Consider the following 13,891-nt stretch of genomic DNA (forward strand, 5'->3'; position numbering starts at 1 on the left):
GACAAGTACCCGTCAGCATTAAAGATTCCGTCCCCCTGCCGTCTGAAACATGCCGTCCTATCCGAAATCCGGCAAATCGTTTAAACTGATACCATTTTTCAGACGGCCTGCCCCAACCGCAGCCAACCCGGAGTAACCCATGAAACTCATCTCTACCATCATCAAAATCCTGATTCTTCTTGTTTTCCTCCTGCTGGCCATCACCAATACCCACACCGTATCCTTCTTCTACCTGCCCGGCCAAAACGTCAATCTGCCGCTGATTGTCGTGCTTTTCGGCGCCTTTATTATCGGCATCGTGTTCGGTATGTTTGCCCTCTTCGGCCGTCTGCTGACCCTGCGCAGCGAAAACAACCGCCTGCGTGCCGAAGTGAAAAAATACGCCCACCTTTCCGAAAAAGACCTGACCCCGGTCAAAACCGAAACACCGGCAACGACTTCCGAAACCACTCCCAAAGCGTAACGCCACCAATCAATAAAGGAATACCATGGACAACGAATTGTGGGTCATCTTACTGCCCATCGTCCTCCTCCCCGTTTTCTTCGCTATGGGCTGGTTTGCCGCGCGCGTCGATATGAAGACCGTCCTGAAACAGGCCAAAAGCATACCGGCAGGGTTTTACAAAAGCCTTGATGCCCTTGTTGACCGCAACAGCGGCCGTGCCGCGCGAGAATTGGCGGAAGTAATCGACCAGCAGCCGCAGTCATACGACTTAAACCTGACCCTAGGCAAGCTCTACCGCCAACGCGGCGAAAACGACAAAGCCATCAATATGCACCGCGCCCTGCTCGATTCGCCCGACACAGTCAACGAAAAACGCGCACGCGTGCTTTTTGAATTGGCGCAAAACTACCAAAGCGCAGGCTTGGTTGACCGTGCCGAACAAATCTTCCTCGGCTTGCAGGAAGGCGATATGGCACGCGAAGCCCGCCAACACCTTTTGAGCATCTACCAACAAGACCGCGACTGGGAAAAAGCCATCGAAATGGCGCAGCTCTTGAGCCATGACGAACAGACCTACCAGTTTGAAATCGCCCAGTTCTATTGCGAAATCGCCCAAGCCGCGCTGTTCAAATCCAACTTCGACGCCGCCCGCTACAACATCGGCAAAGCACTCGAAGCCAACAAGAAATGTACGCGCGCCAACATCATTCTCGGCGACATCGAATACCGTCAGGGCAACTTCCCTGCCGCAGTAGAAGCGTATTCCGCCATCGAGCAGCAAAACCACGCCTATCTGAGCATGGTCGGCGAGAAACTCTATGAAGCCTATGCCGCGCAAGGCAAACAGGAAGAAGGCCTCAACCGCCTTATCGGCTATATGCAAACCTTCCCCGAGCTTGACCTGATCAACGTCATCTACGAGAAAGCTCTGTTGCTTAAGGGCGAAACCGAAGCGGCGCAAATCGCTGTCGAACTCGTCCGCCAAAAACCCGACCTCAACGGCGTGTACCGCCTGCTTGGTTTGAAACTCAGCAATATGAATCCGGAGTGGAAAGCCGATACCGATATGATTCGTTCCATTATCGGCCGCCAGCTGCAAAAAAGTGTCATGTACCGCTGCCGCAACTGCCACTTCAAATCCCAAGTCTTCTTCTGGCACTGCCCAGCCTGCAACAAATGGCAAACCTTTACGCCGAATAAAATCGAGATTTGATAAAGCGTTAAGCATCAAAGAAGGCCGTCTGAAATCTTTTCAGACGGCCTTTTTATTACAAAGCAAAATATCAAAACAGCTCAAAACATAGGCGCACACACCGGCAATATTTGCTCAACAACGCTGCTCTGCCCATGCCAACGCCGCTACAATCTGCGCCTCAATATCGGCATTAAATTCGCCGGCACGGTACGCATCGCGCAATTCCGTGCGACGGGTTTCATTTGCCGCAATTTGGTTTAACACCACTTGCGGAAACTCGTTAAACACAGGCCCTTCCTCTTCATGCCCCATCAAAAACAGCGCTGGAATTTTTTGATTGGCGCGGACGATTTCCTGTTGGCACGGATTATCGAAACGGCTGCTGTCGTCGAAATCGCTGCGGGCAATATAGTTGATGCGGATACGGGGGTTCAACTCCGCCATTTTTTGAATAAACGGCACAAACACGCGGCAATCTGGACAATATGGCGCAGCGGCAAGCAGCCAGTGTTGCGGACGGCTGATCTTTTTGACCTCCGCTACCGTTTGCGCCGACAGCTCGGTCGCCTGATAGAGTTGCTGCTGTTTCAATTTGTCTTCTTCGGTATCAAAATCCAAATATTCTGCATAATTGGCCATACTTTACTCCTATTCTGTTGTATCGGTTTTCCCTGCCACGCCGGTCAAAAGCGGAACAAGCAGATTGACGATGAGGTTTTCAAATAGCGGCTCATCAAGAGGCGATTCTTCCGAATGGCCAAACACCAGCTTCACTTCGGTATATTCTTTCTGCCCTTTGCTCATTTTGTTGCCGTTAAAAACATCATGGGCTTTGCTCAAGGCAGCATCCCAATCCTCTTTCTTGTTGTACTCCTCCGCAGCGGCAAGACTGGTTTTGGCAAAAAACGGCAAGGGGGTATTTTGTCCGATTCGGAAATATACCAGCCATTCTTTCAAAAGTTCTTTTGCTGTTTGTTGCTCGATGGCAGCATAGGTTTCGGTCTGTCCCAAGCTGACAATATGGGTTTGTCGGTTTGCAACGGATTTAGGGGCGACGGCACAAAAAATCAAATGCTCCAATAAACGGGCAATGCGGTTGGGCGCATTGTCTTTTTGGTTTAGGAACACAATGCGGCCGCATTCGTAAAGATTGCCGATGGTGCCTTGTAAAACCAAGTCGTCAAAGGATTCTTCATAAGGTTCAGACGGCCTTTTGTCACTGCGTATCAGCTCGGCATCCATGTTTTTTGCAGATATTTGATACTGCTTCTGCCACAAACTGCCCAATTCGCCTACCGGCATCAGGCTTTCGGCATTCAGCCGAATGGCCGTATCTTCAAAATCTTCCCCTTTGCGCCGCGCATCCAAATAGGCATCGGCAATCCGACCCTCATGTTGCGGCTCAAACGGTTCGGCAGATTCCCATGCGCCGTCCAAATACGGCTGATCCCAGCTTAAATTTTTCTTCAGCCAAACTTTGACAGGGTTGCGCCAAAAACTGACGAGCTCGCCCTGATGAATGGTTTTGCCCGGCTCTTCCTGACTTAAAGCCTCACGGAAAAACGGCTGCGCTTCCGCTTGCGGTTGGTTCAACGCATCGGCATAATCTTGGCGCGTACTGAAGAGGCCGTCTGAAAGCGCGTCCTTTTGGAAATAACGGCGCGAAAAAGCCTGCAAAGGATGATGTTTCACCCATTTCTCCGACAACTCACGCCCGCTTTTCCCCGTCATGGCGGCGATGGTATCCAGCAGCTCGCTGATTAATGAAGACGGCGCAAACTCGGCATCATTGCGTATATCGCGGCCGATATAAGACAAATACAGCATTTCGCGCGCGCTGATTAAGGCTTCGAGGAAGAGATAACGGTCGTCGTCGCGGCGGGCGCGGTCGCCTTTTTTCGGATGTTTGGCAATCAGGTCGAACACCGCCGCTTTGGTATTGCGCGGGAAATCGCCGTCATTCAAACCCAGCAGGCAAACCATTTTAAACGGCAGGCTGCGCATCGGCACCATACTGCAAAAAGTGATGCCGCCGCTCAAAAAACCGGCTTGGCTTTCGCTGTCCAAAAAACGGCGGATATGGCGGATAACGGTTTTACACGGCAACAATCCGTCAAATTCGGCCAACTGCGCCTCTTCCTGCCATTTCGCCAAAGACTGCTCAAACTGCTGCTTGGCGTATTGGTCGTCCGTATCCGGAGCAAACAGTTTCTCCAGCAAATCGCGGCAACGCTGCACCCAGCCTTCCACATCGGCAGGCTCTTGCCACTGCGCCGCCATATCGGCCAAAGTACGGATAAATTCGGCAAAACCGCTGAACACGTCCAACTGGTTGACGTTGCTATGCCACGCGCTCACGCCCTGCCACATGCCGTGGCCGCCTTCGGGCAGCATCCAGCCCAAGGCCAAACGCTCTACCGCCTGCTGCCAAGTAAAGAGGTTGTCTTTACCCTCGCGCATGGTTTGGTCCAAACCCCAATGCACATTCAATCCAGCAACAGTCTCATGCAGCAGCGGCACATCTTCCTCGCTCAAACCGAAGCGTTGCAGTACCAATCGGCTTTCCAGCAAAGGTAAAACCTTGTCCACTTCAAACCGGCTTTCCAGCAAATCCAAAGTTTGCGCCAAAGCATACAGCAAGGGCTGGCGGCGGCTGAGTTTCACATCTGAAATCGAATACGGCAAAGCCTGACTGCCGGCCTGCTCCTGTCCAAAAACGGCTTCGATAAACGGACTGTACGGCTCGATGTTCGGCGTCAAAACGGCAATATCGTGCGGCTGCCAGTTGGGATTTTTTTGCAACACCAGCGACAGCTCTTCTTTCAAAATCTGCAATTCGCGCAAAGGGCTGTGCGCCGCGACAATTTTGACCGAACCGTCGTTCAACAGCTTGTCTGGCTCGATACACACCGGATTGCCGCCCGCATCGTGGACTTGAACCCAAGCCTGCTGCGCGCCTGCCTCGCTTTCTTCCTGTTGATATAAGCGTTCAGACGACATGATCAAGTTTTGGATATCGTTTTGCAGGCAATGCAACAAGGTATCGTCTTTTCCCTCTTCATAAACCTGAATATCCTGCTCGGTTTCCACTTCCGCCAGAAAATCAAAGAAATCACGCCCCTGCTTGCCCAAAGAAGCCAACAGCGGATGCCCTGCCTGCGACAAATCCGCCTCATCGCCCCTTTTCAAAATCTGCGCCTCGTCGATGACCTCGCCCCAATATTGGCTGCTCGGGTTAAGCGCAAACACAAACACATCGCAATGCTTGGAAATTTGGTGCAGCAGTTGCAGATACATCGGCGCCATTGTCGAAATGCCGAATACGAACAACCTTTGCGGCAAGACCGATTTATCCAACTGCGCCAACAGTTTTTCCCACAAGGCCACGCGGTGCGGCGCAGATTGGCTGCCATCGTCCAAATAGCGCCACAGCCGCGCCTGCCAATCCTCATCATCGCCCAAACCCAGCAGCTTCCCGGCCTGCCACGCATCAATCCAATCCGGGCGGTACACCAAATATTGGTCGAAAATATCCGCCATTTGTCCGGCAAGCTGATAATCTGCCGAGGCCGAACTGTGCAAATAACTTTCCAGCTTCAGGCGCACGTTTTCGTACTCCGGGGCCGTCTGAAACGCTTCGCTGCGGAACAAATCCAGCAAACGCCAACGCATGACTTCAGGCGAAAACGGACTGAGCGGCGGCACATCGGGAACCAATTTACGCATCAGCTGCCACGCCAAACCGGCCGGTAGGCTGAACTTCAAATTCGCCGCCACGCCGAGTTTGCGCGCAAAAAACACATTCAGATACCGCCGCATCCCCTGGCTCTGCACCACCACTTCTTCCTGTGCCAATACAGAATCCAAGGGCAAGGTCTGATGAATATGCGCGCACATTTCGGCAAGCGCTTCCAAACGGTCGGACTGATAAAGATAAAACATAGCAGACAATCTAAAAAACAATTGCCCACATTATAATGCCATTAGGACAAATGCTTCAGCAGAAGCGGCAAACAAAAACACAGACCGTCTGAAACACATCGCTCCAGACGGCCTAAAACAAACCCATCGGCAGCCAATTATTAATTATTTATCGACCCCTGTACAAACCGGCTTCTCCTATCCTATAATTTCCCACATTCGGAATGTAGCGCAGCCCGGTAGCGCACTTCGTTCGGGACGAAGGGGTCGGAGGTTCGAATCCTCTCATTCCGACCAAATACAAAACCTGCTTGAGTCCAAGCAGGTTTTTTACATTCGGCAAGCCTATACTTCCGGCGGCGGCAACGGCGCGCCTTCGGGATGTTTGTAGCGGTTGTACATAAACAAATATTGTTCCGGAAAACGGCGTATCCAATATTCGGTATTTTCATTGATCACGCGCGCATCGTTCTCCTTATCGCCGTTCAATTCGCCGCGCAAAGGCTCGATGTGCAAGACAAAGCCTTTGCCGTCGGGCAAACGCTCGCCGCAGAAAAACAAAGCCTTTACGCCTTTGACTTGCGCCAGCTTGCCCGCCAATGTCATGGTGTAGGCAGGTTTTCCGAAAAAGTTCACCCACACGCCGTCGCCGCCTTCTTCCGGAGACGGCACATGGTCCGGCAACACAATGGTCGCTTCGCCGCCGCGCAGCGCTTTGATGATTTGTTTGACGCCCTGAATACTGGTTGGCGCAGTCTTACCCTTGCCGCGCACGCGCCCTGCCTGCATCACCGCATCAAATGCCTTGATTTTCGGCGGCTTGTACATCGCCGTCAGAGGAAACGGCAGTTGCTGGCTGATGTAGCGGCCCGCCAAATCATAGCTGCCGATGTGCGGCGTGATAAACAGCAAACCTTCACCCGCGCTCAAGGCCGTCTGAACATGTTCCCAACCGTTGACGCTGACAAACAGGTTTTCAATTTCCTCAGGCCGTCTGAAAAACGCCACCGGCAATTCCAAGCCGCCTTTTGCCGTTTCACGGAAAACTTTTTTCACCGCCTCGTCCGTCGGGTTCAATCCGGCAAGTTTCATGTTTTCGAAAACACGCCGGCGATCTTTCGACAGCACACGAAAACCCAAACTGCCCAGCAGGTTGCCTAATTTATGCAACCAAGCCAAAGGCAGCGCGGCCAAAAATTTAAAAACAAAGGTAACAAGCGTTTGCATAAGGTTTTACCAAAATGAAGTGGACAGATTGTAAACGAAACAGGCCGTCTGAACAAAACAGACTTCGGGCAAATATATTGCGGCACACCTGCTTTTCTGCTACTATCCGCGCTGCATTAAGAGTTGGGAATTCCATGCCAACCTGCTTTTCAAACGGAAAGGTAAGGTGGACGGTTGAAAAACCGATGTGGCTCGCCAGAGCAATCCAAACCCGCTTAATGCGGGAATTTTTTTGCCTGTAAGAAACGTGCAACAGAATTCCGAAACAGCAGGCAAGTGCGAATGTTTCTCACTTGTATAGAGAAAAAGCGGAGTTTTTGTTATGATTTCCGCTGTCCGAAATAAAAGGCCGTCTGAAAACACAGCAGCCTGTTTTTAATGAAAGAATAGCAATGAGCGAATATCTGTTTACTTCCGAATCGGTATCCGAAGGCCATCCGGATAAAGTTGCCGACCAAGTGTCCGATGCGATTTTGGATGCCATCTTGGCGCAAGACCCCAAAGCGCGTGTCGCCGCGGAAACCTTGGTCAACACAGGCTTGTGCGTATTGGCAGGCGAAATCACTACTACTGCCCAAGTGGACTACATCAAAGTCGCACGCGAAACCATCAAACGCATCGGCTACAACTCCTCCGAGCTGGGCTTTGATGCCAACGGCTGCGCAGTCGGCGTGTACTACGACCAACAATCTCCGGACATCGCCCAAGGCGTGAACGAAGGCGAAGGCATCGACTTGAACCAAGGCGCGGGCGACCAAGGTTTGATGTTTGGCTATGCCTGCGACGAAACCCCTACCCTGATGCCGTTTGCCATCTATTACAGCCACCGCCTGATGCAACGCCAAAGCGAATTGCGCAAAGACGGCCGCCTGCCTTGGCTGCGCCCTGATGCCAAAGCCCAATTGACCGTGGTTTACGACAGCGAAACCGGCAAAGTAAAACGCATCGACACCGTCGTCCTGTCTACCCAGCACGATCCGTCTATCGGTTACGAAGAGCTGAAAAACGCTGTTATCGAAAACATCATCAAACCGGTTCTGCCGTCTGAACTGCTGACCGACGAAACCAAATACCTGATCAACCCGACCGGCCGCTTCGTTATCGGCGGCCCGCAAGGCGACTGCGGTTTGACCGGCCGTAAAATCATCGTCGATACCTACGGCGGCGCTGCTCCGCACGGCGGCGGCGCATTCTCCGGCAAAGACCCGTCCAAAGTGGACCGTTCCGCCGCTTACGCCTGCCGCTATGTTGCGAAAAACATCGTCGCCGCCGGTTTGGCAACCCAATGCCAAATCCAAGTTTCCTACGCCATCGGCGTTGCCGAACCGACTTCGATTTCCATCGATACTTTCGGTACCGGCAAAATCAGCGAAGAAAAACTGATCGCCTTGGTTCGCGAACATTTCGACCTGCGCCCTAAAGGCATCGTCCAAATGCTCGACCTGCTGCGACCGATTTACAGCAAATCCGCCGCCTACGGCCACTTCGGCCGCGAGGAGCCTGAATTTACTTGGGAGCGCACCGACAAAGCAGCCGCATTGAAAGCAGCCGCAGGCGTGTAAACTTCCGCATTTGAGGCCGTCTGAAAAGCAAAACGTTTTCAGACGGCCTTTTTCCTTATACAATAGCCACTTGAATTTCTATATACATTCTGAATAAAGGATACGGATTATGTTCGGCAAACAACTTTTTGAAGAAGTCAGCTCCAAAATCAGCGAAACCATCGCCAACAGCCCTGCCAAAGACATGGAGAAAAACGTTAAAGCCATGCTCGGCAGCGCGTTCAACCGCATGGATTTGGTGACCCGTGAGGAATTCGACATCCAACAACAGGTTTTGATTAAAACCCGTACCAAACTGGCCGAATTGGAAGCCCGTTTGGCCAAACTCGAAGCTGCTCAAGAGCCTGAAGAAGCGGCTTTGAAAGCTGCCGAAGCCGCTGCTGAAGAAGCTGTTGCCGAAATCAAACAACAAACCGAAGCTGCCGAATAAGGCCGTCTGAAACATGTCACTTGCTTTGGTTTACAGCCGCGCCTTAAGCGGCATGAATGCGCCGTTGGTCGAAGTGGAAGCCCACCTTGCCAACGGCTTGCCACATTTCAATATCGTCGGTTTGCCCGATACTGAAGTCAAAGAAAGCCGCGACCGCGTGCGTGCCGCCATCATCCAAAGCGGCTTCGACTTTCCCGCCAAGAAAATTACCGTCAACCTCGCACCGGCCGACCTCCCAAAAGAATCCGGCCGTTTCGATTTGCCGATTGCCTTAGGTATTCTTGCCGCATCGGGACAAATCAATCCTGAAAAGCTCTCGCAATATGAGTTTGCCGGAGAATTGGCGCTGTCCGGCTTGCTGCGTCCCGTACGCGGCGCGCTGGCCATGGCATGGCAGGGAATGCAGGCAGGCCGTTCGTTCGTATTGCCACAAGAAAATGCCGAACAGGCTGCCGTTATGCGCGGTATCGCGGTTTATGGTGCGCGTTCTTTGGGCGAAGTGGCCGCGCATTTAAACGGCATCGAACCGTTGACACAAACCGAATGCAAGCTGACGCAAAGGCCGTCTGAACAAAGTAAAATTCCTGATTTAGCCGATGTTAAAGGCCAGCATACTGCCCGCCTTGCCTTGGAAATCGCAGCGGCAGGCGGACACAGCTTGTTGATGATGGGGCCGCCAGGAACGGGCAAATCCATGCTTTCGCAACGTTTGCCTGGCATCCTTCCTCCTTTGACCGAAGACGAATTAGTCGAAGTATGGGCATTGCGTTCGCTCCTGCCCAACCATCAACAGCAACTCGACAGCAACCGTCCTTTCCGCAGCCCTCATCACAGCGCCAGCTCGGCTGCTATGGTAGGTGGTGGTTCAGACCCGCGTCCGGGCGAAATTTCATTGGCGCATCACGGTGTGTTGTTTTTAGACGAATTGCCCGAGTTTGACCGTAAAGTATTAGAAGTGTTGCGCGAACCTTTAGAAAACGGCGAAATCCATATTTCCCGCGCCGCACGCCAAGCCGTTTATCCGGCCAAGTTCCAGCTCGTCGCCGCCATGAATCCCTGCCCTTGCGGCTATCTTGGCCATCCGTCCAAACCTTGCCGCTGCACGCCTGAAAGCGTTGCCCGCTACCGCAACAAAATTTCAGGGCCATTGCTCGACCGTATTGATTTAACTATCGAAGTACCCAGCCTTTCCGCTGCCGAGTTGATGCAACAAGAGGCAGGCGAATCCAGTGCTACCGTATTGGAACGCGTTACCGCCGCACGCAAAATCCAATACAACCGGCAAGGCAAAGTCAATGCAGAACTGAGTGTCGGCGAGCTCGATGGCAAAGCCCGCATCCAAAAAGAAGCGCAAGAAGCCTTGGGAACCATGCTCGAAAAACTGTCCCTTTCCGCCCGAAGTTTCCACCGTATCATGCGCGTCGCCCGTACGCTGGCCGATTTGGCAGGCGACGAAGAAGTCAGCAAAACCCATGTGATGAAAGCCATCGGCTTCCGTCGCGCCCTTTAACTTGTCAGACGGCCTGAATCTTTATGTTTAAGTAAAACTAGAGTAAACAAAGCATCAGGATTTTGCCGTCTATAACGGTTATTGATAAAATATCGAATCCAAACTCAGACAGTCTCACTTCAGGCCGTCTGAACACATTATTACAAGGTAAGTCATGAAAAAATCTACACAATATGGTAAAGGCTTGTCCGGTTTCTTTTTCGGCCTAATACTGGCAACAGGTATTATTGCCGGTATTTTGTTCTTCTTGAACCAAGGCAACCAAAACGTTTTCAAAGAGCTGACTCAGCCTAAACAAAGCGAAGAACCTGAAATCCTGAAACCTCAGGACAAAGCAGAGAAACGCCCAGCTACCGACACTTCATCTACCCAAGCAGATGAAGAAAAAGCCAAAGCAGAAAAAGAAGCGGCAGAGAAAGAAGTAAAATCTAAAGAAGAGGCTGAAAAAGCTGCCAAAGAAGCTGAAGAAAAAGCTCAAGCGGAAAAAGAAGCTCAGGAAAAAGCCGAACAAGCAGAACGTGAAGCTAAAGAAAAAGCAGAGAAAGCCGCTGCTGATAAAGCCGAACGCGAAGCTAAAGAAAAAGCTGAAAAAGCCGCCGCCGAACAAGCCGAACGTGAAGCCAAAGAAAGAGCAGACAAAACTGCTGCCGATAAAGCCGAACGCGAAGCCAAAGAAAAAGCTGCAAAAGCTGAAGCAGAAAAAGAAGCTACTAAGAAAAAACTGGCTGAGAAAAAAGCCGAGTTAGAGAAAAAACGCGCAGAAAAAGAAGCTGCCGATAAAGTTACCAAAGACAAAAAAGCAGCCGACCAGCTGACTGCCAAACAAAAAGAGCGTGCCGAGCGCAAATTGGCCGAGAAAAAAGCGGCTGAAGCCAAAAAGCAAAACAAGCCGACACCTGAGCAAATCCTCAACAGCGGCAGCATCGAAAAAGCACGTAAAGCCGCAAATGCCTCTGCAACAAAAGAAAGCAGTAAACAGTCAGCAGAAAAAGCCGAAGCGACTGCCAACAGCGGTAAAAAAGCCTTCCTGCAACTTGGTTCATATGCAGACCGCTCCAGCGCAGACTCACAACGTGCCAAACTGGCTATTTTAGGTGTTTCTTCCAAAGTGGTTGAATCGCAAAACGGCGACAAAACCATTTACCGAGTTCAAAGTAACACCATGCCGCAGGAAGCCGCTGTAAAACTGCAAAAAAACCTGCAAGGCCATAATATCAATAGCTTGATTCGTTCTACCAAATAATGGAATCACTGATGAAGCAGCGTATAAAACAAACCATTGCCGCACTCAGCCTGAGCCTGCTCAGTCTGAGTGCGCAGGCTGCTACCGAGGGCGTGGACTATACTGTCCTCAGTCGCCCTATTCCGCAGCAACAAGCTGGAAAAATTGAAGTGCTAGAATTTTTCGGCTACTTCTGCGTCCATTGTTACCATCTCGATCCAGTTTTGTTGCAACACAGCAAAACCTTTGCCAAAGATGTTTCCTTGCGGACAGAACACGTCGTTTGGATGCCTGAAATGTTAGGCTTGGCCAAAGTAGCCGCTGCCGTTAATCTTTCAGGTTTGAAATATCAAGCCAATCCAGTCATCTTCAAAGCAGTTTACGAACAAAAAATCAACCTGGCTGATACCAATGTATTCCGATCATGGGTGGGTAAACAGACGAGTTTTGACAGTCAAAAACTGCTTCAAGCCTATAACAGTCCTACTGCCGCATCGGCTGCTGCAAAAATGCAGCAATTGACGGAAACTTATCGAATTGAAAACACACCAACTGTCATCGTCGGTGGTAAATACAAAGTCAATTTCAACGGTACCGACTGGAAAGCCGGTATGAAAACCATAGACGAGCTCATCGTCAAAGTCCGCCGCGAACAATCCTCAAAACCACTTTAACTAATCAACAAAAGAAAGACGGCCTCAAGGCCGTCTGAAAACTTATGGACATTCTGATTTTATTCAAAGCACTTATTCTCGGTGTTATCGAAGGTTTAACCGAGTTTCTCCCTATTTCCAGTACCGGTCACTTGATTGTATTCGGTAACTTAATGAACTTTCAAAGCAACGGAAAAGTATTTGAAATTGCTATCCAGCTCGGTGCCGTATTAGCCGTCGTATTCGAATACCGCCAACGATTTACCCATATCATAAAAGGACTCGGTAAAGAACGGACAGCCAATCGCTTTGTACTGAATTTATTTATTGCCTTCATACCTGCCGCAATTGTGGGTCTATTATTCAGCAAACAAATTAAATTACACCTTTTCAACCCAATTACTGTTGCTACCATGCTGGTACTCGGTGGCTTCTTCATTTTATGGGTTGAAAAACGCCAAGTAACAGCCAAACCTAAAGTCAATCATGTAGATGATATGCGCCCAATCGACGCATTTGTTGTAGGATGCGCCCAAATTTGCGCCCTTATCCCTGGTACATCACGTTCAGGCAGTACCATCATGGGCGGTATGTTGTGGGGGCTGGAACGTAAAACAGCTACCGAATTCTCATTCTTCCTTGCCGTGCCGATGATGATTGCGGCAACAGGTTACGACATCTTAAAAAACTACAGACTCTTTACCTTGCAAGATGTCGGACAAATTACCATCGGTTTTATCGCAGCATTTATCGCCGGTTTATTGGCAGTAAAAGCTTTGCTGAAATTTGTCTCCAGTAAAAACTATGTGCCTTTTGCCTACTACCGCATCGTATTTGGTGGTCTGATTCTCCTTACTTGGATGCTGGGCTGGGTCAGCTGGAGCGAATAACCCCTCTCCCCCCAAAGGACGTGTCCACACACGTCCTTTTCTTTTGCCCTTTTTTCTTTTATCCCTTCAGACGACCACCCTATGCGCCAAATGGTTTACACTCCGCATCATTACCCCTAAATATCTCCTCACCGTCCGTACAGCTTCCCTTCACCTTCATCTTCCCGCACACTACCGCCGTCAACGACTCGTTCAAGCGTAATACTCTCGGCTCCGCCTCCCTGTCCAGAGCCACCGCCTTCAGGGTAAACTTCCCTTCCAGGATCCCCTTAGCCTGACCGTTCATCCGAATGCAGAAACCGCCCGCCTCCTTCACCGGCAGCTCCGGCCACTTCGTCGACGTCAGCTTAAAGCTGCCCTTTTTCGCATAGAACTGCTCCATAAAGCGCGCATTTTCCAGCAGGGCGACATGAGCCGCACGCAAGTTGGCCGAACGGACTGACTCCCGATAGGCAGTCAATGCCGCCGTCGCCAATATCGAAACCAGCAGCATCACCACCAACAGCTGTATCAAGGAGTAGCCCCTCTGTACAGCTGCCCCATTCCGTTTTCCGTCAAATGCTTTTAAGTACATATCTTTCTTCCCTTTATCTTTATCTTTATCTTTGTATCCCTATCCGACAGGAGGCACCTTATCCGTTTGTCCCTTTACTCAATGGCCCCCATTGGTCCAAGTCTTCATTGCCACTGCCCATACAAAGCCGCCCGTCAGCCCGAACCGGCAAACGGTTCAGCCTCGGGGCGGCATACGGCAGTTAACCGTCAGGCTTATTTTTTCACGGCAGGCTGTGCGGCCTTAGGCGCGGCAGGAGAAACCGTCGCCTCCGCCTTCAATT

12 protein-coding genes, 1 tRNA gene and 1 riboswitch are annotated in these 13,891 nt (G+C 50.9%); of the genes, 9 read left to right on the top strand and 4 right to left on the bottom strand.

The window, feature by feature from the left end:
- Positions 1 to 139 precede the first annotated feature (139 nt).
- Positions 140 to 463, top strand: coding sequence for a LapA family protein (locus ACTHSW_RS03435; RefSeq protein ID WP_070873824.1), 324 nt, complete (start codon positions 140 to 142; stop codon positions 461 to 463).
- 25 nt (positions 464 to 488) lie between these two features.
- Positions 489 to 1,658: a lipopolysaccharide assembly protein LapB gene (gene lapB / locus ACTHSW_RS03440; RefSeq protein ID WP_107810861.1), complete on the top strand. Its 1,170-nt coding sequence runs from the start codon at positions 489 to 491 to the stop codon at positions 1,656 to 1,658.
- Positions 1,659 to 1,772: 114 nt separating this feature from the next.
- Here lapB and ACTHSW_RS03445 read toward each other — a convergent pair whose 3' ends face one another.
- Together ACTHSW_RS03445 and recC are read right to left on the bottom strand one after the other, a co-directional pair.
- Positions 1,773 to 2,279 (bottom strand): thioredoxin family protein, encoded by a 507-nt coding sequence (locus ACTHSW_RS03445; RefSeq protein ID WP_107810862.1) that lies wholly within the window; start codon positions 2,277 to 2,279, stop codon positions 1,773 to 1,775.
- A 9-nt stretch (positions 2,280 to 2,288) separates the two neighbouring features.
- On the bottom strand, positions 2,289 to 5,582 hold the full coding sequence (gene recC / locus ACTHSW_RS03450; RefSeq protein WP_107810863.1) for an exodeoxyribonuclease V subunit gamma: 3,294 nt from the start codon (positions 5,580 to 5,582) through the stop codon (positions 2,289 to 2,291).
- Positions 5,583 to 5,781: 199 nt separating this feature from the next.
- Between recC and ACTHSW_RS03455 the strand changes: the two genes are divergently transcribed.
- Positions 5,782 to 5,858 (top strand) — tRNA-Pro (locus ACTHSW_RS03455).
- A 48-nt stretch (positions 5,859 to 5,906) separates the two neighbouring features.
- Here ACTHSW_RS03455 and ACTHSW_RS03460 read toward each other — a convergent pair.
- Entirely contained in the window at positions 5,907 to 6,788 is an 882-nt protein-coding gene (locus ACTHSW_RS03460) for a lysophospholipid acyltransferase family protein (RefSeq protein ID WP_107810864.1), read from the bottom strand.
- Positions 6,789 to 6,896: 108 nt separating this feature from the next.
- Positions 6,897 to 7,007: riboswitch (SAM-I-IV-variant riboswitch) on the top strand.
- 173 nt (positions 7,008 to 7,180) lie between these two features.
- On the opposite strand from ACTHSW_RS03460, the gene metK reads away from it, so the two are divergent.
- The 6 genes from metK (at position 7,181) to ACTHSW_RS03490 (ending at position 13,055) form a co-directional block, all read left to right on the top strand.
- Complete coding sequence (gene metK / locus ACTHSW_RS03465; protein ID WP_107768913.1) at positions 7,181 to 8,350, top strand: methionine adenosyltransferase; 1,170 nt, start codon at positions 7,181 to 7,183, stop codon at positions 8,348 to 8,350.
- Positions 8,351 to 8,459: 109 nt separating this feature from the next.
- Complete coding sequence (locus ACTHSW_RS03470) at positions 8,460 to 8,780, top strand: accessory factor UbiK family protein (protein ID WP_003684455.1); 321 nt, start codon at positions 8,460 to 8,462, stop codon at positions 8,778 to 8,780.
- Between the two features lie 13 nt (positions 8,781 to 8,793).
- Entirely contained in the window at positions 8,794 to 10,290 is a 1,497-nt protein-coding gene (locus ACTHSW_RS03475; RefSeq protein ID WP_107768914.1) for a YifB family Mg chelatase-like AAA ATPase, read from the top strand.
- A 154-nt stretch (positions 10,291 to 10,444) separates the two neighbouring features.
- Positions 10,445 to 11,533, top strand: a complete 1,089-nt coding sequence (locus tag ACTHSW_RS03480; protein ID WP_107810865.1) for an SPOR domain-containing protein — start codon at positions 10,445 to 10,447, stop codon at positions 11,531 to 11,533.
- An 11-nt stretch (positions 11,534 to 11,544) separates the two neighbouring features.
- The gene (locus ACTHSW_RS03485; protein ID WP_107810874.1) at positions 11,545 to 12,186 is read left to right on the top strand and encodes a thiol:disulfide interchange protein DsbA/DsbL; all 642 of its coding nucleotides are present in this window, start codon (positions 11,545 to 11,547) and stop codon (positions 12,184 to 12,186) included.
- Positions 12,187 to 12,230: 44 nt separating this feature from the next.
- The gene (locus ACTHSW_RS03490; RefSeq protein WP_107792448.1) at positions 12,231 to 13,055 is read left to right on the top strand and encodes an undecaprenyl-diphosphate phosphatase; all 825 of its coding nucleotides are present in this window, start codon (positions 12,231 to 12,233) and stop codon (positions 13,053 to 13,055) included.
- A gap of 79 nt (positions 13,056 to 13,134) precedes the next feature.
- Here the strand turns inward: ACTHSW_RS03490 and ACTHSW_RS03495 are convergent, their stop codons facing one another.
- Positions 13,135 to 13,629, bottom strand: a complete 495-nt coding sequence (locus ACTHSW_RS03495; protein ID WP_107810866.1) for a type IV pilin protein — start codon at positions 13,627 to 13,629, stop codon at positions 13,135 to 13,137.
- Positions 13,630 to 13,891 lie beyond the last annotated feature (262 nt).

This window comes from Neisseria sp. P0008.S004 (assembly GCF_051962755.1).
Lineage (GTDB): Bacteria > Pseudomonadota > Gammaproteobacteria > Burkholderiales > Neisseriaceae > Neisseria > Neisseria subflava_A.